Origin of the sequence: Chelatococcus daeguensis (assembly GCF_001887265.1) — a bacterium.
Classification (GTDB): domain Bacteria; phylum Pseudomonadota; class Alphaproteobacteria; order Rhizobiales; family Beijerinckiaceae; genus Chelatococcus_A; species Chelatococcus_A sambhunathii.
On the sequence record NZ_CP018096.1, the window covers coordinates 194,152 to 217,816 of the forward strand.

At 68.9% G+C, this 23,665-nt stretch carries 22 protein-coding genes; 2 read left to right on the top strand and 20 right to left on the bottom strand.

Translation table 11 applies throughout. The annotated features are described in order from the left end of the window. Positions 1-61: 61 nt before the first annotated feature. Together BOQ54_RS17810 and BOQ54_RS17815 are read right to left on the bottom strand one after the other, a co-directional pair. Positions 62-1,666, bottom strand: coding sequence for an ABC transporter substrate-binding protein (locus tag BOQ54_RS17810; RefSeq protein ID WP_055458726.1), 1,605 nt, complete (start codon positions 1,664-1,666; stop codon positions 62-64). A gap of 159 nt (positions 1,667-1,825) precedes the next feature. After that, entirely contained in the window at positions 1,826-2,296 is a 471-nt protein-coding gene (locus BOQ54_RS17815) for an ureidoglycolate lyase (protein WP_071924636.1), read from the bottom strand. Between the two features lie 217 nt (positions 2,297-2,513). On the opposite strand from BOQ54_RS17815, the gene BOQ54_RS17820 reads away from it, so the two are divergent. Then, positions 2,514-3,251, top strand: coding sequence for a FadR/GntR family transcriptional regulator (locus tag BOQ54_RS17820; protein ID WP_145979831.1), 738 nt, complete (start codon positions 2,514-2,516; stop codon positions 3,249-3,251). Here BOQ54_RS17820 and BOQ54_RS17825 read toward each other — a convergent pair. From BOQ54_RS17825 to BOQ54_RS17875, 11 genes are all read right to left on the bottom strand, one after another. Further along, complete coding sequence (locus tag BOQ54_RS17825) at positions 3,236-4,477, bottom strand: Zn-dependent hydrolase (RefSeq protein ID WP_083586059.1); 1,242 nt, start codon at positions 4,475-4,477, stop codon at positions 3,236-3,238. The two genes, BOQ54_RS17820 and BOQ54_RS17825, sit on opposite strands and share 16 nt — an antisense overlap. Before the next feature lie 169 nt (positions 4,478-4,646). Beyond that, positions 4,647-5,594 (bottom strand): ring-cleaving dioxygenase, encoded by a 948-nt coding sequence (locus BOQ54_RS17830; RefSeq protein ID WP_071924639.1) that lies wholly within the window; start codon positions 5,592-5,594, stop codon positions 4,647-4,649. 89 nt (positions 5,595-5,683) lie between these two features. Next, complete coding sequence (locus BOQ54_RS17835) at positions 5,684-6,364, bottom strand: TetR/AcrR family transcriptional regulator (RefSeq protein ID WP_082464753.1); 681 nt, start codon at positions 6,362-6,364, stop codon at positions 5,684-5,686. A 51-nt stretch (positions 6,365-6,415) separates the two neighbouring features. Beyond that, entirely contained in the window at positions 6,416-7,279 is an 864-nt protein-coding gene (locus BOQ54_RS17840) for a sugar phosphate isomerase/epimerase family protein (protein WP_071924788.1), read from the bottom strand. 40 nt (positions 7,280-7,319) lie between these two features. Continuing rightward, positions 7,320-8,504: a dihydrodipicolinate synthase family protein gene (locus tag BOQ54_RS17845; RefSeq protein ID WP_055458721.1), complete on the bottom strand. Its 1,185-nt coding sequence runs from the start codon at positions 8,502-8,504 to the stop codon at positions 7,320-7,322. 17 nt (positions 8,505-8,521) lie between these two features. Further along, on the bottom strand, positions 8,522-9,703 hold the full coding sequence (locus tag BOQ54_RS17850; RefSeq protein ID WP_071924640.1) for a Gfo/Idh/MocA family protein: 1,182 nt from the start codon (positions 9,701-9,703) through the stop codon (positions 8,522-8,524). After that, the gene (locus tag BOQ54_RS17855) at positions 9,700-11,088 is read right to left on the bottom strand and encodes an enolase (protein WP_071924789.1); all 1,389 of its coding nucleotides are present in this window, start codon (positions 11,086-11,088) and stop codon (positions 9,700-9,702) included. Before BOQ54_RS17855 ends, BOQ54_RS17850 begins: the two co-directional genes overlap by 4 nt. Before the next feature lie 4 nt (positions 11,089-11,092). After that, positions 11,093-11,917: an ABC transporter ATP-binding protein gene (locus BOQ54_RS17860; RefSeq protein WP_055458719.1), complete on the bottom strand. Its 825-nt coding sequence runs from the start codon at positions 11,915-11,917 to the stop codon at positions 11,093-11,095. 11 nt (positions 11,918-11,928) lie between these two features. Further along, entirely contained in the window at positions 11,929-12,891 is a 963-nt protein-coding gene (locus tag BOQ54_RS17865; protein WP_186438085.1) for an ABC transporter substrate-binding protein, read from the bottom strand. A gap of 108 nt (positions 12,892-12,999) precedes the next feature. Then, on the bottom strand, positions 13,000-13,785 hold the full coding sequence (locus BOQ54_RS17870) for an ABC transporter permease (RefSeq protein WP_071924642.1): 786 nt from the start codon (positions 13,783-13,785) through the stop codon (positions 13,000-13,002). 390 nt (positions 13,786-14,175) lie between these two features. Then, positions 14,176-15,111 carry a dihydrodipicolinate synthase family protein gene (locus BOQ54_RS17875; RefSeq protein WP_055458968.1) on the bottom strand — a complete coding sequence of 312 codons (936 nt, stop codon included), beginning with the start codon at positions 15,109-15,111 and terminating at the stop codon, positions 14,176-14,178. A gap of 124 nt (positions 15,112-15,235) precedes the next feature. Between BOQ54_RS17875 and BOQ54_RS17880 the strand changes: the two genes are divergently transcribed. Then, positions 15,236-16,099, top strand: coding sequence for a LysR family transcriptional regulator (locus tag BOQ54_RS17880; protein WP_071924643.1), 864 nt, complete (start codon positions 15,236-15,238; stop codon positions 16,097-16,099). On the opposite strand, the gene BOQ54_RS17885 is transcribed toward BOQ54_RS17880, so the two are convergent. From BOQ54_RS17885 to BOQ54_RS17915, 7 genes are all read right to left on the bottom strand, one after another. Continuing rightward, positions 16,096-16,779 carry a PIG-L deacetylase family protein gene (locus BOQ54_RS17885; RefSeq protein ID WP_071924644.1) on the bottom strand — a complete coding sequence of 228 codons (684 nt, stop codon included), beginning with the start codon at positions 16,777-16,779 and terminating at the stop codon, positions 16,096-16,098. The two genes, BOQ54_RS17880 and BOQ54_RS17885, sit on opposite strands and share 4 nt — an antisense overlap. Before the next feature lie 16 nt (positions 16,780-16,795). Further along, positions 16,796-18,082 (bottom strand): MGH1-like glycoside hydrolase domain-containing protein, encoded by a 1,287-nt coding sequence (locus BOQ54_RS17890; RefSeq protein WP_055458714.1) that lies wholly within the window; start codon positions 18,080-18,082, stop codon positions 16,796-16,798. Between the two features lies 1 nt (position 18,083). Then, positions 18,084-19,157 carry an ABC transporter ATP-binding protein gene (locus BOQ54_RS17895; RefSeq protein ID WP_071924645.1) on the bottom strand — a complete coding sequence of 358 codons (1,074 nt, stop codon included), beginning with the start codon at positions 19,155-19,157 and terminating at the stop codon, positions 18,084-18,086. Positions 19,158-19,179: 22 nt separating this feature from the next. Continuing rightward, entirely contained in the window at positions 19,180-20,031 is an 852-nt protein-coding gene (locus tag BOQ54_RS17900) for a carbohydrate ABC transporter permease (RefSeq protein ID WP_145979832.1), read from the bottom strand. Beyond that, complete coding sequence (locus tag BOQ54_RS17905; RefSeq protein WP_083586061.1) at positions 20,028-20,891, bottom strand: carbohydrate ABC transporter permease; 864 nt, start codon at positions 20,889-20,891, stop codon at positions 20,028-20,030. The genes BOQ54_RS17900 and BOQ54_RS17905 overlap by 4 nt, the downstream gene beginning before the upstream one ends. A gap of 68 nt (positions 20,892-20,959) precedes the next feature. Next, complete coding sequence (locus BOQ54_RS17910; protein WP_071924646.1) at positions 20,960-22,246, bottom strand: ABC transporter substrate-binding protein; 1,287 nt, start codon at positions 22,244-22,246, stop codon at positions 20,960-20,962. Between the two features lie 78 nt (positions 22,247-22,324). Next, positions 22,325-23,347 carry a LacI family DNA-binding transcriptional regulator gene (locus tag BOQ54_RS17915; RefSeq protein ID WP_186438083.1) on the bottom strand — a complete coding sequence of 341 codons (1,023 nt, stop codon included), beginning with the start codon at positions 23,345-23,347 and terminating at the stop codon, positions 22,325-22,327. Positions 23,348-23,665: the final 318 nt, after the last annotated feature.

Genomic DNA, 23,665 nt, shown 5'->3' on the forward strand with positions numbered 1-23,665 from the left:
TGCCCGGAAGCAAGGGGCGCGGCGGACCCGGCCGGCATGGCGCCGGCCGGGAGCGCTGGGGTCAGTCCATCGTGATGGAGCCGAAGTTCTGGTACCAGTTCTGCGCCTGGACGAAGCCCTTGACCTTCGTGCTCATGGCGCGCGGCGCGACGTCGTGCGTGACCATCAGGAAGAGTGCCTCGTCGACGAATTTCTCATGCGTGCGCCGCATCACCTCGTCCTGTGCGGCAGCGTCGAAGGTGGTGCGAATCTCCTTGAAGAGGGCGTCCATCTCGGGGTCGCAGTAGTGGCCCCAGTTGGTGCCGTTCGGCGGCCTGAGATCGCAGGCGAGGTGCCGGATGAGACCGGTGAAGGGATCCTGGATGAAATAGCTGAAGTTGATCGACTGCGTGCCCTTGGCGCTCTCGTGCCCGGCGCCGGCGCGCCAGATGTTGATCATCGTGTTCCATTCGACGACCTCGAACTCGACATCGATGCCGACCTCGGCGAGGTTCTGCTGGATGAACTCGTTCATCGGCAGCGGCAGCATCTGGCCGGAGCCGGAGGGCGAGATCAGCGCCTTGACCTTGAGGCGCTTGTCAGGGCCGTAGCCGGCTTCGGCAAGCAGGGCCTTCGCCGCCTCAGGATCGTACTTCACCTCGAAGGTCGGCTCGCCGAACCATTGCGAGCCGGGCGTGAAGAACCCCTTGGCCGGGAGCATCAGGCCGCCGAGCAGCTCCTTCATGCCTTCGCGGTCGATGGCGAGATTGGCCGCCTTGCGGATGCGGATGTCGTTCCAGGGCGAGCCCTCGAGGCGCGACAGGTGCCACGTCCAGTTGTGCGGCAGGGCGTTGGAGACGATCTGGTGGCCGGCCCCCGTCAGCGCCGGGATGACGTCGGGTGCCGGGGCCTCGATCCAGTCGACCTGACCGGACAGGAGCGCGGCCGAGCGCGCGTTCGGCTCCGGCAGGGGCACGAGCACCATCTTATCGAGCTTCGGCACCCGGCTCTGGTCCCAATGGTCCTTGAACGGCACGAGATCGGCGCGCTCGCGCGGCACGACGTCGGCCAGCATCCAGGGCCCCGTGCCGGACGGCTTCTTGGCGACCGCTTCCCAGCTCTTGCCGAGCGCCTCCCAGTTGGCGGGCGAGGACATTAGGATCCAGGCGAGCTGATAGGGCAGCGTCGCATCCGGCTCCTTGGTGACAATCTCGAGCGTGTACTTGTCGAGCGCCTTGTAGGCGGCGACGGCGGGAATGCGCGACTTGCCCTGCGCCGCCTGGCGTGGGTCGTATTGCGGGCTCTTGTCATCGAGCAGCTTGTCGAGGTTCCACACCGCCGCCTCGGCGGTGAACGCGCTGCCGTCGTGGAACTTGACACCCTCGCGGATCTTGAAGGTCCACCTGGTCTTGTCCGCCTCGTCCACCTTCCATTCGGTGGCGAGGCCCGGGATGAGGCCTGACGGCTTGTCGGCGCTCGTCAGGTCCCAGTTGATGAGCGCGTCATACAGCGTATAGCCGATGAAGCGCATGCCCTCGCCGCCGTTGTCCGTCTGGCCGGTGGTCAGCGGAATGTCGGAGGCGGTCATGCCGATGCGCAGCGTGCCGGCGGCAAACGCCGGGGCCGCCAGCGCCGTTCCGGCCAGGACCGCCGCGGCGAAGGCCGTTCTCAGTCGCCCGATACCCATGCTCTAAACTCCTTCCTGTCCTCTCGTCTTGTCGCTCCGATCATTCGTCGCGGATCGGATGAAGGATGCGATGGCGGCCGCGCCGACGATCCCGGGGCGGCCAGGGAGCGGGAGAGGCCGGCCGAGCCGCACTTGGCGCAGCCGCTCGCGCTCGCCCTCTCACACGGCCATCAGGAATCCGGCCGGCCGGTCGGCCGTGGTGAGCGGCGCATGCCAGACGCCGGGGCCGTAGACGATGGCCTGGCCGTGCCGGCCGACGAAAGCGGCGAGCGTCCCCGCCGCGACGGTACCGTCCTCGCGCGCCAGGGCCACGACGACGAGCGGCGCACAATCCTCGAGCGGCAGGAAGGCCTGCGCCGAGAAGGGATGGCATTCGAGGCCGGCGATGCCGGCCCCCGGCGGCCGCGGCGAGACAGCGAAATGGGCGAGGCACAGCCGCGCCGTCGGATCGCGGCTCTCAAGGTCGAGGAGCGCGTCGCGACGCCGGGCATGGCCCTCGTTCACGACGGCGGCCGCGCCGACCTCGATGACACGGCCGTAGGGCGCGAAGGCAGCCGCGGACAGCGGGCGCCAAGAAACGCCCGGCGTCGAGGAATTGGCGTCCTGCCCCGTCTCGCCAATGCCGTTCATGTCGGCCTACGCTCCAAGTTCCGGGCCTGATGTTCCGGAGGTGATGTTGCAGACTTGCCAATCCCGGTGCCGGCCAGCATGGTGACGAGCCGGACTGACCGGTCTGACCAGTCAAGGCTGCGATCTGCCGCTTTCCGGTTCAAGCAACAAGTCTAGGCAGCGGCGCGCGAAAATTGGTCAACGGAGCACCGCGAAGGATGAGACGGGAGGCAGGAAGGTGACACCAGCCATGCCGCGCGGGCGCGAGCATCGCTCCGTACCGATGAAGACGGCAGAGGCCATCGAGGCCATGATCCGGGCCCGCGGTCTCGCCCCCGGCGACCAGTTGCCGGCCCAGCGCACGCTTGCCCAGGATTTGGGCATATCCCGCCCCTCGCTGCGGGAGGCCCTCTCCGTGCTCGAGACGCTCGGCATCGTGCGCATCGAGATCGGCCGCGGCGTCTTCGTCGCACCGCGCGGGGAAGGGCCGAAGGCGCCGTCGTGGCGCTTCAGGGAAAGCTTCACGCTCGCCGAGGTCTTCGAGATGCGCCTTGCCGTGGAGGGCCTCGCCGCCATGCTCGCGGCGCCCCGCATGCCCCAGCCGGCTCGCGAGACACTGGCCGCCTCTGCCCAGGCCATGGGCAATGCCGCCCGGCGGGGCGATGTCGTCGGCGCCGCGGAGGCGGACACCGTCTTCCACGACCTCGTCGTCGCCCATTGCGGCAACCGCCTCCTGCAGGAGGTGCACGGCCGCACGCACGCGCTGACCACCGAGAGCCAGCGCGTGCCCATGGTCGCGCGCGACAGCCTGTTCGACACGGCCGACGAGCATTTCGCGATCCTCGCCGCCTTCGTCGAGCGGAACGGCGAGCGCGCCCGCGCCACGATGGAGGCGCACATCCGCGCCGCCGCCGGGCGCGCGGGGATCCACCTCGGCGCCGGTCCTGCGGTGCCGATGCTTCAGGCGGTGCTGTAGCAGCGCCGGTCGTGGTCGAGCACGGCCGCGAGCAGCACCTGCGCTCCCACCCGGCATTCCTCATAGGACGTCGCCTCGGCCTCGTTGTGGCTGTGCCCGCCGGCGCAGGGCACGAAGATCATCGTCGTCGGTGCGATGCGCGCCACATAGGCCGCGTCGTGGCCGGCGCCGGAGACGATCTCCCGCCAGGAGAGCCCGAGCCCGTCCGCGACCCGGCGCACGGCATCGACGAGGGCCGGGTCGAAGGCGACGGCAGGCGAATTCCACACCTGCCGCAGGGCGTGCTCCAGACCGCTCGCGCGGCCCGCCTCCTCCACCGTCGCGAAGAGCGCCTTCTCCATGACATCGAGCGCCGCATCGTCGGGATGGCGGAAGTCGACGGTCAGGAAGACATGGCCGGGAATGACGTTGCGCGAATTGGGGCCGACCTCCACGAGGCCCACAGTGCCGACGCCGGGCGGATGCGTCCGCGCGATGGCCTCGACCGCGCCGATGATGCGGGCCGCGCCGACGAGCGCGTCGCGCCGCTGGGACATCGGCGTCGAGCCCGTATGCGCCTCCCGTCCCGTCAGCGCGATCTCGTACCAGCGCATACCCTGCACGCCGGTGACCACGCCGATCGCCTTCTCCTCCGCCTCAAGGATCGGCCCCTGCTCGATGTGCAGTTCGAACATGGCGCTGAAGGCCGTGGACCCCACCTTGGCCGGCCCGCGATAGCCGATCTCATCCAGTGCCTCGCCGAAGGTCACGCCCTGCCTGTCAGTGCGGCTGTCGGCATAGGCGCGATCGAAGACGCCGGCATGGACGCCCGAGCCGAGCATGGCGGGCGAGAAGCGCGAGCCCTCCTCGTTGGTCCAGTTGACGAGCATGAGGGGCGCGTTCGTCTCGTAGCCGGCCTCGTCCAGCGTACGCAGCAATTCGAGCCCGGCGAGGACGCCGAGGATGCCGTCGAACTTGCCGCCGGTCGGCTGCGTGTCGAGGTGGCTGCCGACGGCGATCGGCGGCACATCCAGCCTGCCCGGCCGCACGGCGAACATGTTGCCGACCTCGTCGACCGTGACCGTGCAGCCGAGGTCCTCGCAGGCGCTCTTCAGCCAGTCCCGTACCTGCCTGTCGCGGTCCGTCAGCGCCAGCCGGTTGATGCCGCCTTTCGGCGTGCCGCCGATGGCCGCCGTCTCCATGATCGACCGCCACAGGCGGTCGGGATCGATCGTCAGGTTGTGCATCTGCTCCTCATTGCCGGTTCGACCTTCCGGCAACGGGAGCAAAAGCCGTACCGCTTTCCCTAAACCTTTCCTATGCAATTGAACCGGAAAGGCTTCCATCCTTTTAAACAGAACATTTTCTTCGCGCCAAACCGGCATCCACTTCGGCGCAAATTCGGCGCAAAATGCGTTAGAGCGGCTTCAGATTGGCCTCGATCGCCGCCCGCTGCGGCTCGAGGAAGGGCGGCAGCGCGAGCTTCTCGCCGAGGCTGTCGAGCGGCTCGTCGACCGCGAAGCCGGGGCCGTCGGTCGCGATCTCGAAGAGGATGCCGTTCGGCTCGCGGAAGTAGAGCGAGCGGAAGTAGTAGCGTTCCACCTCGCCGCTGTTGGGCAGTCGGACGGAGCCGAGCCGCGCCGCCCAGGCCGTGAGGCCCTCCCTGTCAGGCGTGCGGAAGGCGACATGGTGAACGCCGCCCGCCCCCTGCATCGCCGGCCCGAGGCCGGACTCGGCGAGGACGTGCAATTCGGCCGCCGGGCCGCCCTCGCCCATGGCGAAGACATGCAGCGTGGTGCCGCCGTCGACGGGATGAACGCGCTCCGGCCGCATGCCGAGCACCTCGGTGAGAACGAACTGCGTCGGCGCGAGATCGGGCACCGAAAGCGTGATCGGCCCGAGGCCGCGGATCTGGTGGTGCGCCGGCACTGGGCTGTCCGGCCACGGATGGCCCTCGCCAGAACCGCCGTCGTCGACGAGGTGGAGGCGCTGGCCCTCCGGGTCCTCGAAGACAAGTGCGGCGCGCCCCGCCCGCTCACCGATCTCGCCGACCGTGCAGCCTGCCTCGGCAAGATGCTCGCGCCACCAAGCGAGGCTCTCCTCGCCCGCGACCCTGAGGCCGGTGTTGACGATGGCATGGGTGCCGCGCCGCTCGCGCCCCACGGGCCAGTCGAAGAAGGTCACGTCCGAGCCGGGCGAGGCGGCGCCGTCGCCGTAGAAGAGGTGGTAGGCGGAGGTATCGTCCTGGTTCACCGTCTTCTTGACGAGGCGCATGCCGAGCACGCCGGTGTAGAAGCGGTGGTTCTCGCTCGCCTGCGCCGTGATCGCCGTCAGGTGGTGAATGCCCGTCAGCGTGTGATCCATGGCCGTTCTCCTCGCCGAAGCCTCAACGACATATCGGCGGGGAGGCGGGCATTGCAATGTCAGCGCCGGGAATTGTCCCAGGGGGACGGTCAGGCCCGGATGCCTGCCAGGATAAGATCGACGACGTGGGCCCGGCGCTCGGCGATCTGCTTCTTCGACATCAGGTCGCGGTCGAGGATCACCGACAGGGTGAAGATGTTGGAGAAATAGAAGAAGGACACGCCGGCAATCGAGATCCACAGCTGCGCCGGGTCGATGCCGCTGCGGAAGACGCCGGCCGCCACGCCCTTGTCGAGAATGTCCTGGATCATGCCGATGAGCGGCGAGTGCATCGTCTTGATGCGCGTCGAGCCCTTGAGATGGCGCGCCTGGTGCAGGTTCTCGCTGTTGAGCAGGTTGATGAAGGTGCGCTCGCCGACAAAGGAATCGAAGGTGAAGGCGACAAGCGCCCGCATCGCCTTCTCCGGCGCGAGTTGCTCGAGATGCAGGCGCAGTTCGGCCGTGCGCACGCGCTCGTAGGCCGCCTCGAGCACGGCGAGCCACAGCCCGCGCTTCGAGCCAAAGTAGTGATAGATCATGCGCCGGTTGGCGCCCGAGCGCTTGGCGATGGCGTCGATGCTCGCACCAGCGAAGCCCCGCGAGGAGAACTCCACCGTCGCGGCGGCGAGGATGTTGCCGCGCGTCCGCTCGGGATCGCGCGTGCGCACCTCGCGCTTCGCTACCGCGCCTTCGGGCGCCGCTGTCGCCTCGGCGGCCTTCGTCTTCGCCATGCCGTCGTTACGCTCCACTGCCCCGGCGTGACGAAAGACGCCCCGCCCCTTCTAGACTGCCGACCGATGGCGGGCGATGCAGGTCGCCAGCACCTCGTCCATCGGCCTTGCCCACCAGTCCTCGGAAAATATCTCGACTTCCGCATAACCCGCGTAGCCCACCGCTTCAACTGCGGCGCGGATGGGTTTGAGGTCGATGACGCCGTCGCCCATCATGCCGCGGTCGAGCAAGAGGTCGCGCGTCGGCACCAGCCAGTCGCAGACATGATAGGCGAGCATGCGCTCGCGCCCCGCCCGCGCGATGCCGGCGAAGAGGTCCGGGTCCCACCATACGTGATAGACGTCGCAGGCGACACCGAGAAAGCCGGTGCGAGCCGGATCGAGCCGGTCGCAGATGTCGAGCGCCTGGCCGAGCGTGTTCACGCAGGCGCGGTCGGCGGCGTACATCGGGTGCAGCGGCTCGATGGCGAGCGGCATGCCGATGGAGCGGGCATAGTCCAGCAGTTCGCCGATGCCGTCCTCCACCATGATGCGCGCCGCGCCGAGGTCCTTCGACGGGGCCGACCCCGGCCGCGAATATTGCGGCAGGCCGCCGACGACGAGGACAAGGCAGGGCGCGCCGAGGGCCTTCGCCTCGTCGACGGCGCGGCGGTTGTCGTCGCGCATCTCCGCAAGATGCGCCGCATCGCTCGGGAACATGCCGCCACGGCAATAGCCGGAGAGTTCGAGTCCGGCTGCCTTGACGGCAGTGACCGCCCGATCGAGCCCGACAGCCGCCACCTGGTCGCGCCACGGCGAGATGGCGCGGATCTCCGCCCGCGCGCAGGCGTCGATGATGGCGAGAAGGTCGCCTTGCTTGCGCACGGTCGCCGTGTTGATCGACAGGAAGCGGTGGTCCCGCGAGAAGTCGCGCAACGCCGCATCCGCGACGGTGGAAGCGATATGGTTCATGCCCTCATCCTTCCACGCCGCGCGTCGCGAGCACGTGGCGCATGCGCCTGACCGCAAGGGCCGGATCGCGCAGCAGGCCGGCCGCATCGGCGAGCCGGAAGAGCTCGGCGAGATGCAACGTCGAGCGCGCACTCTCCTGGCCGCCGACCATGGTGAAATGGTCCTGCCAGCCGTTGAGATAGGCCATGAAGACGACGCCCGTCTTGTAGAAGCGCGTCGGCGCCCGGAAGATGTGGCGCGACAGCGGCACCGTCGGCGACAGGATGTCGTGGAAGGTCGCTTCGTGCCCCCTGGCGAGGCTGACGAGCGCGGCCGAGGCTGCCGGCGCGATGGCATCGAAGATGCCGAGCAATGCGTCGGAATAGCCCTTGTCGTCGCCGGCGATCAATTCGGCATAGTTGAAGTCGTCGCCGGTATACATGCGCACGCCCGGCGCAAGGCGCCGGCGCATGGCGATCTCGCGGTCCTTGTCGAGCAGCGATATCTTGACGCCGTCCACCTTGGCCGCATGGGCGTTGATGATGGCGACCGCCGTGTCCATGGCCACCGCGAGCTCGCGCGTGCCCCAGTAGCCGGCGAGCGCGGGATCGAACATGTCGCCGAGCCAGTGGATGATGACGGGCTCGCGCGCCCCCGTCAGCAGCCGGTCGTAGACGCGCACGTAGTCGTCGGGCCCCGCCGCCACGCGGGCGAGCGCCCGCGAGCACATGAGGATGATGCGCCCGCCGACCTTCTCGATGGCCTCGAACTGCGTCTCGTAGGCCGCGATCACCTCGTCGACGCTCTTCACTGCGGCAAGGTCGAGATGGTCCGTACCGGCGCCGGAGAAGACGAGCGCCCCGCCGCGCGCCTTCGCCGCCGCGACCGAGCGCGTGATGAGATCGAGCGAGGTCGGCCAGTCGAGGCCCATGCCGCGCTGGGCCGTGTCCATGGCCTCGGCGACGCCGAGGCCGAGGTCCCACAGGTGCTCCCGGTAGGCGATGGTGCGGTCCCAGTCGATGGCGCAGTCGAGCCACGGGTCCGCCTCGCGCAGCGGATCAGCGACGACATGCGCCGCCGAGAAGGCGACGCGGTTCATGGGGCCGGCCGCGCGCTCGGGAAAGTCGCGTGGCGCACGCGGCCGGAAGGTCTCGAGCGACCGGTCGGCGCGCGGCAGACGGATGGTGAGGCTCTGGTCGACGACGTTCATGGCCTGTTTCCCTGCCCTCACTCGGCCGCCTGGGCCCGCGCCGCCTTCAGCGGCAGCGGCGGTACGTCGACCCAGCGGCGCTCGCGCCAGCTCTCGAGCGCGCATTCGACGAGCTGCACGCCCTTGGCGCCCTCGTGCAGCGTGTACTTGTAGGGCGCGCCCTCGACGACGTGGCGGATGAACATCTCCCACTGGGTCTTGAAGCCGTTGTCGTAGACGGCGGTCTCTGGCACCGGCTGCCAGTCGGCATAGAAGTCGTGCGTCTGCTTCTGGTCCGGGTTCCACACCGGGCGCGGGGTGCCCTGGCGGGCCTGCATGACGCAGTCGGTGAGTCCGGCCACCGCCGAGCCATGCGTGCCGTCGACCTGGAAGGTGACGAGGTCGTCACGATAGACCCGTACGCACCAGGACATGTTGATGTGGGCGATGACGCCGCCCTCGAGCTCGAAGGTGGCATAGGCGGAATCGTCGGCGGTCGCCGGGTAGGACTTGCCACGCTCGTCGACACGCGCCGGAATGTGCGTCGCGCCGAGGCAGGAGACGGCCTTCACTTCGCCGAAGAGATTGTCGAGCACGTAGCGCCAGTGGCAGACCATGTCCAGGATCATGCCGCCGCCGTCCTCGCTACGGTAGTTCCAGGACGGGCGCTGCGGTGCCTGGCCCCAGTCGCCCTCGAAGACCCAGTAGCCGAACTCGCCGCGCACCGACAGCATGCGGCCGAAGAAGCCGGAATCGCGCAGGAACTTCAGCTTCTGCAAGCCGGGCAGGAAGAGCTTGTCCTGCACCACCCCGTGCCTGACGCCCTTGGCGTCGGCAAGCTCGCAGATCCGGAGCGCCTTGGCGAAGTCGGTGGCGATCGGCTTCTCGCAATAGATGTGCTTGCCGGTGGCGATCGCCTTCTCCAGCAGCTCCGGCCGCATCTGCGTCGTCGCCGCGTCGAAGAAGATGGTGTCGTCGGGATTGGCGATGGCGGCGTCGAGGTCCGTCGTCCAGCGGGAGATGCCGTGGGTCTTGGCGAGCGCCTCGACCTTCTCGGCATTGCGGCCGACCAGGATGGGGTCGAGCTGCACGCGCGAGCCGTCCGACAGCGGCACGCCGCCCTGCGCGCGGATGGCGGCGACCGAGCGGATGAGATGCTGGTTGAGCCCCATGCGGCCGGTGATGCCGTGCATGACGATGCCGAGAGTACGCTGGCTCATGATGTCTGCCCTTCGAGGATGGATTGGGAAGTGAGGCGCGCGAGGCTGCCCCAGATGGGTTCGGCGCCGCCGGCAAGGCCGGGAACGCGGAAGAGGGAACGGGTGGCGAGCGCGCCGCTGCCGGTCGCAAGCCGCAGGCGGCCGCCGCGCTCCTCGTAGAGGTCGGGATGGGCGGCGGCGAAGGCCTCCGCCTCTTCCGCCGGCGCCGGCCCGAAGCCGTCGACATAGTGATGACCGTTGCGCTCGACGTGGCCGAGGCCGAGGAGCGCGACGAGCGCCGTGTCCTGCTGCACGCCGAGGCCGGCCTGGCAGGTGAGGTCTTCACCACTCAGGAAGCAGTGACCGGGGCGCCCTGCGGCCTCGTTCAGCGCCCGGGCCCGCACGGCATTGAGGAGCGACTTGTAGAGGCCCTTGCAGGCCTTGGACGAGACGCCGCGGTAGCCGCGTGCCACCGCCTCGGGAAAGGCATCGTAGGTGCCGTCCGCCTCGTCGATGATGAAGGCCATGCCCTCAGCGACGTCGCCGAGGTCGTGGGCGAGGGTCGTGGCACGGTCGAGCGGCTGCTCGACATACATCAGCCGCTCGCGCAGGGGAGCAAGGGCGGCATCGGACGTGAGCGCCTCGACGAGCGCCGCGAGGCCGGGAAGGTCGTATTGCTCGTTGGCGTCGAGCGTCACGCCCGTGATGGTGCCCGCCCGCGCCATGATGCCAGCGATCTCGGCCAGGCGCGCCCGGTCCCGCGCAACGTCGCCGCCGAGCTTGAGCTTGAGGTAGTGGAGCGACGAGCGGGCGATTTCAGCGGGGAGCGCCGCAAGGTCGTCGCCGAGGCCGACCGTCCAGCGCAGGGCGACCTCGGCCCGCGGCGCGAGACCGGCGAGGAAGTCGTCGATCCGCCCGGCCTCGATGTCCGGCGTCAGCCGCGCATCGAGCCCCGGCAGGTTGCGCCTTAGGCCTGTCGCAGCATCGACGCCAAGCGCCTTGAACAGGGCGTCGAGGATCGCCTTGTCGATGACGGCGGGGCCGTAGCCGCGCACCAGCGCCGGCGCCGCATCCTGCGCCGTCTCGCCGACCGTGCGGGCATGATGCCCGAAGGCCGTGTCGAAGCCGCGGGCATCGCGATAGACCGCCGCGGCCCGCGTGAGCCCGGCGCGCAGGTCGTCGATGGTGTCGGCGGGGCTCTTCGCCGGGTTCTTGTCGAACCACTTCGGCATCATCATCTCGGCCGCGGCGCCCGTCGCGATGCCGTGGCCCTCGACCTCGACGGTGACGCGCACGAAGGCCTGCGGCGCCGCCGTCACGCTCGCCGCGCCGAAGCGGAAGGCATGCGTGAACGGCATGAGCCGCTCGAAACAGGCAATGTCGAGGAGGCGAAGCCGTGGGGCCATGGCGTCAGTCCAATGCGCCGCGGGCATAGAAGTGCCCGCGGATTTCCTTGGTAATCTCGGCGAAGCACCGTTCGCCCATCATCTCCAGCGAGCGCGGCCGCGGCAGGTCGACCTTGTAGATCGCCTCGACCGTGCCGGGACGCGACGACATCACCACCACCCGGTCGGCGAGGAATACCGCCTCCGGGATCGAGTGGGTGATGAAGATGATGGTCTTGTTGGTCTCGCCGTGGATGCGCTGCAACTCGAGGTTCATGTGCTCGCGCGTCATGGCGTCGAGCGCCCCGAAGGGCTCGTCCATCAGGAGCAGCGCCGGGTCGTGCACCAGCGCCCGGCAGATGGCGGCGCGCTGCTGCATGCCGCCCGAGAGCTGCCAGGGATACTTGTCCTCGAAGCCCTTGAGGCCCGCCGTCTCGAGCAGTTGGTGCGCCCGGGCGAGATGCGTGGCGCGGTCGAGGCCGCGCACCTCGACGGGCATCATGACGTTGCGCAGCAGCGTGCGCCAGGCGAGCAGGACCGGGCTCTGGAAGACGATGCCGACATTGTCCGGCGGCTCGCGCACGGCCTCGCCGTCGATGCGCACCTCGCCCTCGGTCGGCGCGATGAGGCCGGCGAGAAGCTTCAGGAGCGTGGACTTGCCGCAGCCCGAGGGGCCGACGACGGCGATGAACTCGCCCTCGTCGACGTCGAGGTCGACCGGGGACAAGGACGGCACGTCCCCGGCCCGCGTGCGGTAGGTCTTGCTCAGGCCACGGATCTCGATGAGACGGCGCGTCCTGGCCGGCTCGTCCCGGCTGATCACGGTGAAGCGGCGCGCAGCGGCAGGCATCGCGGCACCCCTCACTGGCTCGCCGCGGGCAGGAAGTCGTTCGTGTAGAACGCCTTCGGATCCCCGGCCGACGCCGCCTCGACGCCGCCGTACTGTACCAGGAGATCGACCGTGTCGGCCATGATCTTGTCGCTCACGCGCCACGGCCGCTGCCCCTTGGTCTCGTCCGTGTGATAGAGCGGGATCGTCAGCTCGAAGCCTTCCTGCAGGGTCTCCTTCTTGCCCGCCTTGGGCAGGGCCTCGAGCACGGCCTCGGCCGCCTCGGCCGGGTGCTTCTCGGCATATTCGATCGACTTCGTCGCAGCCGCCATGAAGCGGCGCACGAGATCGGGGTTCTCGCCGAGCATGTCCTTGTGCACGAAGATGCCGGACGAGACCATGTTGATCCCGTAGTCGGCAAACATCACCGGGAAGACGTCCTTGCCGGTGGCGTCCTTGATCTTCATGCTCTGGTCCATGGCATAGCCGAGGAGCACGTCGGCGCGCCCATTGATGACGGCGTTGAGCTTCGTCTGGGCGTCGCCGGAGACGACCTGGAAATCGCCCTCCTTGAGGCCCGTGCGCTTGAGGAACAGGGGCCAGATCTGCGACATGGAATCGCCGGGCGTCATGGCGACGGTCTTGCCCTTGATGTCGTCGGGCGTGCGGATGTTCTTCTCGGAGAAGCCCATGACGGACATGGGGCTCTTCTGCAGGGCGATGCCCGTGGCGATGACCGGCGCGCCTTTCACGGCGGCGCGGATCATGGTCGGCACGTCGGCATAGCCGAAGGGCACCGTCTTGGCCGCCACCGCCTGCACGGTCAGCGCCGAGCCCCTGCCCTCCTGGATGTCGAGGTCGATGCCCTCCTCCGCGAAGAAGCCTTTCTTCTTGCCGAGATAGAAGGGCGCGTGCTCGCCGTAGACATACCAGTTGAGCAGCAGCACCGCCTTGTCGGCGGCCTCGGCCTGCGCGCCTGCGAGAAACGCCGCCATACCCGCCAGGGACAAGATCTTCACAAACCGGGCCTTCAACATGATGTCCTCCCCATGAGCTCTGTCAGAGCGTTGCTTTGGTGCTCCCGTCTTGGCGCGGGATGAGGATCAGGCTGTCGCGATGACGTCGGCGCGCTGGCTCGCGTGCCAGGGCACGGCGAGACGCTCGACGAGGTCGATGGTCCAGAACAGGACGACGCCGATGAGGGCGAGGATGGTGAGCGCCGCGAACATCGTCGGCAGCTCGAAATTGCCGATGGAGCGCTGCAGCACGAAGCCGATGCCGGAATTGGCGCCGACGAACTCGCCGACGACGGCCCCGACGACGGCGAGCGTCACCGACACCTTGAGGCCGGAGAAGATCGATGGCAGCGCGTGCGGCAGGCTGACGATCATGAAGGTCTGCAGCCAGGAGGCCTTCACCGAGCGGGCGAGGTCGCGCATGTCCGGCTCGACCGACTTGAAGCCCTGCACGCCGGCGACGACGACGGGGAAGACGCCGAGCAGGAAGGCGGAGATGACCTTCGGCGCCATGCCGAAGCCGAACCAGACGACGAGCAGCGGCGCCACCGCCACCTTCGGGATCGACTGCGAGAAGACGAGCAGCGGATAGAGATAGGCCTCCACCGTGCGCGAACCGGCGATGAGCATGGCGAGCGGAATGCCGACGGCGACCGACAGGGCAAAGCCGCCGATGGTGGCAATCGTCGTCGGCATCGATTCGGCGAGCAGCATGTCGCGCTCGTGGACGAGGACGAGGATGACGTCCCACGGCTTGGGCACCAGATAGGGCGGGATGGCGAAGAGCCTGACCGCCAGTTCCCATAGAACGACGACGACGACCATGAGACCCACCGGCCGCACCCAGGCCGAATCGAGCCATTGCACAAGCATGCGTCCGCTCGCACGAGAACCCGCGGCTGGGGCCATGGTGCCGTCCTCCCGATGAAGCGCGAGAATCGCGCGGGCGTGTGATCACGCTCTTAAGTAACTCATCAGGTAGTTACTATTGGGCGAGAGCGGCGACCTGTCAAGCACCGCCCGGGCAAGGCCCGTGACGCTGCGGCGGCGCCGGGAACGGCGCCAGGCAATGAGGCAGTGGCTATGGACCGGAAAAGAGGGGTTATACAGCAAGAATGCGGCCGCGCCTCTCCCGCAGCGGAAACTGAGCAGGGCCGGGGTCCGCCTTCTGATGTGCAAGTCCGACTTGCATGCGGGGAGAAGGGTCAACGGGCCATCCGAGGCCCTGGTATCAGGCGAAGCAGACGACCTCCTGAAGGAGCGTCAGACGAGCCCGGCGGCGCGCGGGTCGCGGGTGGCGAGGCGCTTGAGGAGATAGTCGATCTCGGCCACGGCCATCTCGGACAAGCGGCCCGCCGGCTTGCGCTGCGCATCGGAGGCGAGGATGCCGCGGCGCATCATGACATATTTGCGGACGGCGAGGCCGACGCCCGGCTGCTGCTCGTAACGCAGCAGCGGCAGATGCGCGTCGAAGATGTCATGGGCCGCATCGCGCTCGCCGCGCGCCTGCAACCGGACGACGTCGATCAGCATCTCGGGGAAGGCATAGCCGGTGTTGGCGCCGTCGGCGCCGCGCTCCACCTCGAAATCGAGGAAGAGGCCGCCGTTGCCGCACAGGATCGCAATCGGCCGCATGGACCCGTCCTGCTGGAAGCGGCGCAGCGCCGAAATCTTCTCGAGGCCGGGCCAGTCCTCGTGCTTCAGCATCACGCAGGAGGGATTGTCCATGACGATGCGGCGGATGACGCCGGGCGTCATGACGACCGAGAGCGTCAGCGGATAATCCTGGATGACGAAGGGAACGTCGGTGCCGATCGCCTCCACCGCCTGGGCGTAATAGGTGACGATCTGGTCGTCGGTACGCAGCGACGACGGCGGCGCAATCATCACGCCGGCTGCACCAAGATCCATGGCCGAGCGCGCCATGGCGCGCATGGCGGCGAAGCCCGGTGCCGAGACGCCGACGATGACGGGCAGGTTGCCGACGCGCGCGAGGCAGCGCCTGACGAGCGCAACCGATTCCTCGACCTCCAGCTTGGGCGCCTCGCCCATGATGCCGAGCACCGTCAGGCCGTCGGCGCCGATCTCGCGATAGAAGTCGAACAGCCGGTCGACGCTCGCCCAGTCGATCTCGCCCGATGGGGAAAAGGGCGTCGGCGCGATGGGGAACACGCCGCGGGCTTCATTGGTGAGGGGCATGGTCGTCTCCGTGACAATCGCTCGGGCGGCTTCGGGATAGCACCCTTCCTGCCCACTCATCGCCGCTGGCCCTTCGAAATAAAATCTCTATTGTTGTTTCTTCAAACGATAGATTTCCTGTTCGATGGATACGCGCTTCCTCGAGAGTTTCATCGCCGTGGCGGACCACGGCTCCATGGCCGAGGCGGCACGGCGCCTCGCCATCACGCCCGCCGCCGTGGCCCAGCGCGTCAGGGCGCTCGAGGCCGAGCTCGGCACCTCCCTCCTTGCCCGTGCCGGGCGCACCATGCAGCCGACGGAAGCCGGTGCCGCCGTCATCGAGCGGGCGCGCCGCCTCCTCAACGACGAACGCGAGCTCAAGGCGCTCGCCCTCGCCGACACGCCGGCGGGCGAACTGCGCATCGGCGCCATCGCCACCGCTGTCACCGGCCTTCTGCCGGGCGTGCTGGCACGCCTCGCCGCCAACCATCCGCAGGTCGAGATCTATGTGCAGCCGGGCAACTCGATCGAGCTCTACGATCGGGTGATCGGCGGCGAGCTCGATGCGGCGCTCATCGTCGAGCCGCCCTTCGCGCCGCCCAAGACCCACGCCTTCGTCCTGCTGGGGGAGGAGCCCATCGTCCTCGTCGCGCCGGGCGAGCGGGCGAGAGAGGACCCGCTGCGGCTTCTCGCGAGCGAGCCCTTCATCCGCTACGACCGCAACCACTGGGGCGGGCGGCTGGTCGATGTCGCGCTGCGCCGGCTCGGCATCCGGCCGCGCGAGCGATTCGAGCTCGACGCGCTCGATGCCATCGCGGTGCTGGTCGACCGCGGCCTCGGCGTCGCGCTGCTGCCCGACTGGCCGCCGCCCTGGCCCGAGGGGCTCGCCATCGCCAAGCTGCCGGTGTCGGGCCTCGCCATCACCCGGCGCATCGGGCTGATCTGGCCGCGCAACTCGCGGCGCCGGCGGCTGATCGAGGCGCTCATCGGCGAGGCGCGCGGGCGCTAGCGGGATAACGGCCGGCCGAGCGGGCGCAGCGGCGGCGCCGGCGGCAGCAGGCCGCGAATGTCGCTGAAGGGAAAGCGCGGCGAGAAGGAGAAGGCCTCCGCATAGGCGCCGCCGTCATAGCCGCACTGCAGCGCCCGAAAGCGGTTCCAGCCCGTCACCGCCTCGACGAAGCGCTGCGGCCGCTGCGAGGCATGCGCCGCGATGGCCGCGCATTTGGCGGCGAAATGGGCCGAGATGTCGACATAGATCGTCGGCGCAGCCTCGACCCCGAGCAGGGTGTCGGCGAAGAGCACCGGCATGCGGAAGCGCGCAGCGTCGCTCACGAGGCGGCTGAGCGCCCGATGGTCCGGGTGATAGTCGTTCGGCGCATGGGTCACGACAAGGTCGGGCGCCATCTCCTCGATCAGGGCGGCGATGCGGCCGGCAACCGCCCGGTCTTCGGCCAGGGCGCCGTCCGGCGCGTCGAGGAAGACCGGCGTGACGCCGAGAACGGCCGCGCCGGCCAGCGCCTCGGCCCGGCGGGTGCGGCGCAGAGCCTCCTTCTCCCCCTCCCCTCCGGCGGCGCCATCCGTCGCGATCACCCAGCCGATGTCATGGCCTGCCGCCCGGTAGGTGGCGAGGAGGCCGAAGAAGAAGATCTCGACGTCGTCCGGATGGGCGCCGAAGCCGATGATGCGCATGGTTCCCCCTCGCGCCTCAGGCAGCGGCGCTCGTCGCCAGCGTCTCGATGAGGATCGCCGCCGTCCAGGTGAAATTGCCGCCGCCGAGGCCCTCGCCGGTCAGGGGGTCGTAATATTCGGCGAAGCCGTTCTCGACGAGCGCCAGGCTGTCGGCCCGCACGGCAGCCGCATCCGCGGCGAAGCCGCAGCGGTCGAGCCCGTCGGCGAGAAGATAGTTGATGATCAGCCAGCACGGCCCGCGCCAATAGCGCTTGGCCTCGAAGCGTGGATCGGTGGGATCATGCGTCGGCACGCCGTAGCGCACGTGCGTGCGCAAGGTGCGGATGCGATCGCGCATCGCGGCGCGCTTCTCCGCATTCCCCAGCCCGGCGAGGAGGGGCAGGAGGCCGCCCACCGAGGGGCTTGCGATCAGCTGTCCGGCAACGCGATCGAACGGCAGGTACTGGCGGAGATCGGCGCTCCAGAGACCATCGAAGGCCGCGCGCGCCCGCGCCGCCCGCGCCTGCGCCTCCTCCGCCAGCGCCTTGTCTCCGAAGCGTTCGGCGAGGTGCGCAACGTCCTCGTCGGAGCGGACGAGGATGGCGTTGATGGCCGGGTCCACGACCTGGAAGGGGGAGGCGTCGTGCAGCAGGCGGTTGTCCCAGCCGAGGTCGCGGAAGCGCTGCACGAGCCACAGGTAGCGGTCGTACTCGGCCTTGTGCGGCCGTTCGGCGGCATCGACGTGCTGGGTGTCGCGACGAACGTAGGGCTCTACGCCCTCGGTCGGCACGCGTGCCAGGGCGTCGTCCCAGTCGATGCTGTTGTCGCGGCCCGATTCCCAGGGATGCAGGATGGCGACGAGTCCCGAGCCGGCGGGATCGCGCATGGCGTGGAACCAGCGGTGCCAAGCGGCGATCTTCGGCAGGAGGGTCCGCGCCTTCTCCTCCGCGAAGGCCTGATCGGCGGCCGTCTCGACGAGGCGGCGCAGCACGAGGCCGGCGACCGGCGGCTGGGTGATGCCGGAGGTCGGCGTCGGCCGGCCGGTGCGCCAGACGTCGGGGCCGGGAAAATAGCTGTCGTCCGGCGTGTGGAAGACGATGTGCGGCACCATGCCGTCCGGCCACTGGTGGGCGAAGAGCGTCTCGATCTCGAGGAAAGCGCGGCGCTCGTCGCTATGGCGCTGGCCGAGGGCGGTCAGGCAGGAATCCCAGTTCCACTGGAAGGGATAAAGCCCCTTTGTCGGTACGGTATAGGCGCCGCGATCATTGTCGGCGACGATCGCGGCGGCGCGCGTCCGCAGGGCCTCAAGGGAATGGGTCGTCATCTCATGCTCCGGTGACGGGTTCAGGCTGTGTGATCTCGGCCAGGCTTGCGCCGCTGTCGGCGTCGAACCAGCGCGCCCGGCCGGGCCGCGGCGCGAGCACCAGGGTTTCACCGGGACGCACGGCAAGATCGTTGTCGAGCACGGCGCGGAAGAGATGGCCGGCGAGGTCCATCGTCACGAGCTGGTGCGGACCGAGCGGCTCCACAACCTTGACGCGGCCGGCAAAGCCCTCGCCCGCCGGCCCGAGATCCTCGGGCCGGATGCCGAAGGCAAGAGCCCCGTCGCTCGCCGGTGCATGGCGGAAGAGATGGCCGGCGACGCGCGCGCCCTGCCCTTCCCGGCTGGCGGGCAGGAAGTTCATGGGCGGGTTGCCGATAAAGCTGCCGACGAAGCGTGTTGCGGGGTGGTGATAGACCTCGGGCGCCGGCGCCGCCTGGACGATGCGGCCTTCGTGCATGACGGCGATGCGGTCGGCGAGGCTCATCGCCTCAACCTGGTCATGCGTCACGTAGATGGTCGTGGTGCGGCTCTCCTGGAGCACGCCCTTGAGCTCGGCGCGCATCTCGAGCCTGAGGAGCGCGTCGAGGTTGGACAGCGGCTCGTCCATCAGGAGCACCGCGGGCTCCACGGCGAGCGCGCGGGCCACGGCGACGCGCTGGCGCTGACCGCCGGAGAGCTGGCCGGAATAGCGCTTCAGCAGCTCCTCGATGTGCAGCATCCCGGCAACGCGACGCACCTTCCGCTCGATCTCAGCCGCCGGAATCTTCTGCATGGCGAGGCCGAAGCCGATGTTGTCGAACACCGTCATGTGCGGAAAGACGGCGTAGTTCTGGAACACCATGGCGATGCCGCGCCGGCGCGGCGGCAGGCCGTCCACCCGCCGGCCGCCGATGCTCACCGTGCCCTCGCTCGCCGTCTCGAGCCCGGCGATGATGCGCAGGAGCGTCGTCTTGCCCGAACCGGAGGCGCCGAGAAGGACGACGAACTCCCCGTCCGCCACCGTGAGGTCCACGGCGTGCAGGGCCTGGTGGCTGCCGAAGCGCTTGGCGACCTGCCTGATGTCGATATCGGCCATCCGGTGACCCTTTGCTCATCGCCTAGCGGTTGGCGATGCCCCAGAGGGAGAAGAGATATTTGCGCACGGCGAAGAGAAAGAGGAGCGCCGGCACGATGAGGACGGCCCCGCCGGCGAACTTGAGCGGCAGGGGCGAGACATCGAGGCTCTGCAGCAGGAAGGCCGTCAGCGTCTTGTTCTCGATGGTGAGCACCGCCGCGGCGAAGACCTCGTTCCACGAGATGACGAAGGCGAAGATGCCCGCCGCCGCGATGCCCGGCAGCGCCAGCGGCAGCACCACCTTGCGGAAGGCGGAGAGCCGCGAGCAGCCGAGCGTCCAGGCCGCCTCCTCGAGCTCCTCGGGAATGCTCATGAAGAGCGAGGCCATGATCAGCACGGCAAAGGGCATGGCAAGCGTCGTGTGGACGAGCGCCAGGCCGATGATGGTGTCGTCGAGGCCGACGCGGATGAAGAGCACCGTCAGCGGCAGGGCGAGGAGCGGCAACGGGAAGGCGCGCGTCATCAGCACCGCGAGGCGGAAGAGGTTCGCCCCGGGGAAGCGGAAGCGCGCCAGCGCGTAGCCGGCCGGCGCGCCGAGGCCGATGGACAGCACCATCGTCAGCCCGGCGACGAGGAAGGAGTTGAGCAGCGCCCGCGGCACGCCGGCGTAATTGGCGAAGAAGGCGAGGCTCGCGAGGTCGAACTCCGGCACCAGCGCCTTCGGCCAGGCCGTCACCGCCGCGACGGAGCCGAGCGCGTTGACGACGAGGAGGTAGATCGGCACCAACACCCAGGCGACGAGCACGATGACAGCGCTCGCCATGACGAGCCGGCCGCTGCTGCGCGGCTCGGCCCGCGCCGAGGCTTCGGCTTCGGTGGTCGCGAAATCGGTCATGCCGCGGCCTCCCGCGTGCGGTCGCGCAGCGCCCACAGGAAAAAGACCGTGAAGGCGAGCGAGATGGCGAGGATGACGATGGCATAGGCCGAGGCCACCTTGTGGTCCTGCAGGTCGAACTGCCAGGAATAGGTCTCGCCCATCAGCACCGGCAGGTTGTTGCCAGCGAGGACGGCGACGACGGCGAAGACCTCGAAGGCGAGGATGGTGCGCAGGATCAGCGCCGTCTGCAGGCTGGGCCTCAGCAGCGGCAGCGTGATGAGGAAGAAGCGCTTCAGCGGCCCCGCGCCGAAGACCTCGGCCGCCTCGTCGTATTCCTTCGGGATGAGGCCGAGGCCGGCGACGACGATGACGAGCACGATGGCCGTGGCGCGCCACACCTCCGCGACGACGACCGCGACGAACAGGCCCGCCGTGTTGCGGTAGTCGAGCAGGTTCTGCGGGCCCGGGATGACGCCGAGGCTGTAGAGGATGCTGTTGAGGAAGCCGTTCTGCTCGAGCAGCGCGAACCAGATGAGCCCGGCCGCGAGGTCCGAGATGCCGAGCGGGATGGTGAAGACATAGAGGACCACGTCGCGCCCGCGCCTGAGGCGCGTGACGAGGCTCGCCATGACGAGCGCAAGCGTGATCTGGATCGGCACGACGACGAGGGCGAGGCCCAGCGTGTTGCTGAGCGCGGGCATGAACTTCCAGTCGTCGGCCATCGTCCTGAAATGCGCGAGGGTGAAGCCCTCGTCGCTCGTGAAGGCCTCGAGGACGACCTGCACGAAGGGCACGAAGAAGAAGGCCGCGAGGAACAGGCTCGCCGGCAGGATGAGCAGGTAGGGCAGCACCTTCTGGCTGCTCAGCAGTCTTTGCATCGCACGCCTCCGCAGGGACGGCCGGCGCGGAACGCCACTGGCGTCCGCGCCCGTCCACGCCGTACCGGTCATTCCACCGGGCAGGGCCCTTCGCTTGCCTTGTCCGGTGCCCAGCACGGGGCCTTGCTTTCGGTCATGATGTCCTTGAGCGTCGCTGCCTGCTCGTCGAGCACCTGGCGCACGTCCTGGCCGCGCAGCACGACGCGCTGGAACGTGTCGATGAACACCTTGTTGAACTTGCCGTCGAGACCGCCGATGCCGACGGGCAGCAGGCTCGGCTTGGCATCCGGTGCTGCCGACTGGGCGGCCACCGTCGCACCCGACATCTTCACCGCGGCGGGCATGTCGTCCGGCAGCGTGACCTCGACGACCGGGAAGAAGCTCGTCGCCCGCAGCGTCGCGATCTGCGTCTCGGGCTTCAGCATGTAGGCGGCGAGCGCCTTGGCCTCCTCGACATTCGGCGAGGTCTTGGGGATGGCGATGCCGGCGACGACCGGCATGAAGCCGCGCCCGGCGGGACCGGCCGGCGCCGGGAAGGTGACGAATTGATCCGGCTTCTGGTTGAGCGCGTCCTGCAGGCGCGCCGTGTGCTCCCAGGCCACCCAGACCTCACCGGTGAGCAGCGGTTCCTGCATGAAACCGTAGTTGGTCGAGGCGGGGTTGATCTCCTCCCACAGCATCTTGAAGGCGTTCCACATTGCCTCGGCTTCGGGCGAGCGGAACTTCGTCACGACCGAACCGGTGTAGGAGGGATAGAGATAGCCCTGAAAGAAGCGGTGCAGCAGGCCCTTGGGGCCGGCAGGCAGGCCGATCTTCGGCGATCCCGTCGCCTCGCGCATCGCCTTGCCCCAAGCGATGAGTTCGTCATAGGTGAGCTTCTGCACATCGGCGCCCGCAGGCAGATATTGCAGCGCCTCCTTGTTGGCGGCCATGACGTAGCTCGCCTGCATCCAGGGCAGGTATTTCTGCTCGGCCGTGCCATAGGTGCCGAGCGAGACGAGCGTCGGGTTGATCTTGGCGTCCCCCGTGGCCGAGAGCACGTCCTTCAGGTCGACGAAGTCGGACGACAGCGACGCGAGCTCGCCGTGCAGGCCGCCGAGCAGCGCGATGGTGCCCTTGCCGGCTTTGAGCTCCGCCTGGATGCGGGTGAAGAAGGGACCGGCATCGTTGCCGTAATAGTCGACCGGCTTACCGAAGCCGCCGAGCACCTCAGTGCGCATCTTCTGCGTCTCTTCGACGGGCTTGGCCTGGGTGGACCAGAACAGGAGCCCCTGCGCCTCGGCCCGCCCGGCAACGCTGAACGCCAGCGTCAGCGCGGCGAGCGCGATCATCGTTCCCTGTTTCCTGCGCATCATGTCACGTCCTCCCCTTCGGTTTGGCGGAGCGCCTTGTTGTCGGTCTTTACACTCCCACCGCTGCGGCACCGGCCGCGTTCATGTCGCTCCGGCCGGCGCGGGTCCGTGGCTCGCGCGCGGCACGAAGCGTGGCTCGACGAGATGTCCGGCAATGCCGGCCTCGCCCTTCTCGAGACGCTCGATCACCATGGCGGCGATCATCGCTGCGCCCTCGGCGATGTTCTGGCTGAAGGTCGTCAGCGGTGGGTCGGCGTAGGCTGCCACCGGCGTGTCGTCGAAGCCGACCACCGTGAGCGCCTGCGGCACGGCGATGCCCTCGCGCCGCGCCTCGTCGAGGACGGCGAGCGCGAGCTGGTCCTTGAGGCCGATGACGGCGGTGGGCCGCGGATCGCGGTTGATGAGCTGTGCCGCCGCCCGTGCCATCGCAGCCGCGTCTCCGAGTGGCACCGTCAGCACGTCCGGCGGCGGCAGGCCCGCCTCGGCGAGCGCCCGCTCGAAGCCGCGCCGACGCAGGAAGGCATAGGTGAAGTCCTTCGTCGGCGCGAGCATGGCGAAGTGGCGGTGGCCGAGGGCGACGAGCTTGCGGCCGAGGTCGTGGAAGGCGCCCTCGCCGTCGGTGTCGAGCCAGGAATAGGCGTCAGTGCCGGCAAGCGTGCGCCCGTGCGCGACGAAGGGCACGCCGCGCTCGATGAGGAAGGCGACGCGCGGATCCTCGCAAGTCAGGCGATAGAGCACGACCGCATCGGCCCGCCGGCTCTCGACGACGCGTTGCAGCACGGCAAGGTCGTCCTGCCCCGTGGGCACGGTCGCGAGGAAGAGGTCCCGCCCGCGCTGCGTGAGGCCGCCGGCGAGTCCTGCGAGAAAGTCGGCGAGATAGGGATCGACAAGCTCGTGCGGGTGAATCGGCAGCAGCATGCCCACGAAGTTGCTGCGGCCGGAGACGAGCATCCGGCCCATCTGATTCGGTACATAGCCGAAGGCGTCCGCCGCCTCGCGCACGCGCCGCCGCGTCTCCTCGCTCACGTCCGAATAGCCAGCGAGCGCCCGCGACACCGTCGTGATCGACAGGTCGAGATGCGCCGCAAGTTCCTTGAGGCGCAATCGCTTTGTCCAGGTCCTATGGGCGCGTGCATGCATCGGCAGTTCCAAAACGTTTTGGAAACGTGGCGCCAATGCCCGCCCGAGTCAAGCGGCTGCGCGCTCAGTCGGGCATGGTGGCCACGTCCGGAGCGGCTGCGGCGGTGCCGTCGACATTACTGACCTCTACTCTCCCCTCCTCCAGGATGACGATGGAGGCGCGGAAGGAGGGTTCCAGGTGCCGTCGTCATAGTCGACCGCGGGCACGGAGAGCCGACGGATGCCGGACGGGACGATGCCGCGCTCGAGCGATGGGCGACGTGGATCCGGGCCTGGGTCAGT

Bases quoted from the DNA above. Each gene is read 5' to 3' on its own strand.
- BOQ54_RS17810 (WP_055458726.1), bottom strand. From the start codon at position 1,666: ATGGGTATCGGGCGACTGAGAACGGCCTTCGCCGCGGCGGTCCTGGCC.
- BOQ54_RS17815 (WP_071924636.1), bottom strand. From the start codon at position 2,296: ATGAACGGCATTGGCGAGACGGGGCAGGACGCCAATTCCTCGACGCCG.
- BOQ54_RS17825 (WP_083586059.1), bottom strand. From the start codon at position 4,477: ATGCACAACCTGACGATCGATCCCGACCGCCTGTGGCGGTCGATCATG.
- BOQ54_RS17830 (WP_071924639.1), bottom strand. From the start codon at position 5,594: ATGGATCACACGCTGACGGGCATTCACCACCTGACGGCGATCACGGCG.
- BOQ54_RS17835 (WP_082464753.1), bottom strand. From the start codon at position 6,364: ATGGCGAAGACGAAGGCCGCCGAGGCGACAGCGGCGCCCGAAGGCGCG.
- BOQ54_RS17845 (WP_055458721.1), bottom strand. From the start codon at position 8,504: ATGAACGTCGTCGACCAGAGCCTCACCATCCGTCTGCCGCGCGCCGAC.
- BOQ54_RS17850 (WP_071924640.1), bottom strand. From the start codon at position 9,703: ATGAGCCAGCGTACTCTCGGCATCGTCATGCACGGCATCACCGGCCGC.
- BOQ54_RS17855 (WP_071924789.1), bottom strand. From the start codon at position 11,088: ATGGCCCCACGGCTTCGCCTCCTCGACATTGCCTGTTTCGAGCGGCTC.
- BOQ54_RS17860 (WP_055458719.1), bottom strand. From the start codon at position 11,917: ATGCCTGCCGCTGCGCGCCGCTTCACCGTGATCAGCCGGGACGAGCCG.
- BOQ54_RS17865 (WP_186438085.1), bottom strand. From the start codon at position 12,891: ATGGCGGCGTTTCTCGCAGGCGCGCAGGCCGAGGCCGCCGACAAGGCG.
- BOQ54_RS17870 (WP_071924642.1), bottom strand. From the start codon at position 13,785: ATGCTTGTGCAATGGCTCGATTCGGCCTGGGTGCGGCCGGTGGGTCTC.
- BOQ54_RS17875 (WP_055458968.1), bottom strand. From the start codon at position 15,111: ATGCCCCTCACCAATGAAGCCCGCGGCGTGTTCCCCATCGCGCCGACG.
- BOQ54_RS17880 (WP_071924643.1), top strand. From the start codon at position 15,236: ATGGATACGCGCTTCCTCGAGAGTTTCATCGCCGTGGCGGACCACGGC.
- BOQ54_RS17885 (WP_071924644.1), bottom strand. From the start codon at position 16,779: ATGCGCATCATCGGCTTCGGCGCCCATCCGGACGACGTCGAGATCTTC.
- BOQ54_RS17890 (WP_055458714.1), bottom strand. From the start codon at position 18,082: ATGACGACCCATTCCCTTGAGGCCCTGCGGACGCGCGCCGCCGCGATC.
- BOQ54_RS17895 (WP_071924645.1), bottom strand. From the start codon at position 19,157: ATGGCCGATATCGACATCAGGCAGGTCGCCAAGCGCTTCGGCAGCCAC.
- BOQ54_RS17900 (WP_145979832.1), bottom strand. From the start codon at position 20,031: ATGACCGATTTCGCGACCACCGAAGCCGAAGCCTCGGCGCGGGCCGAG.
- BOQ54_RS17905 (WP_083586061.1), bottom strand. From the start codon at position 20,891: ATGCAAAGACTGCTGAGCAGCCAGAAGGTGCTGCCCTACCTGCTCATC.
- BOQ54_RS17910 (WP_071924646.1), bottom strand. From the start codon at position 22,246: ATGATGCGCAGGAAACAGGGAACGATGATCGCGCTCGCCGCGCTGACG.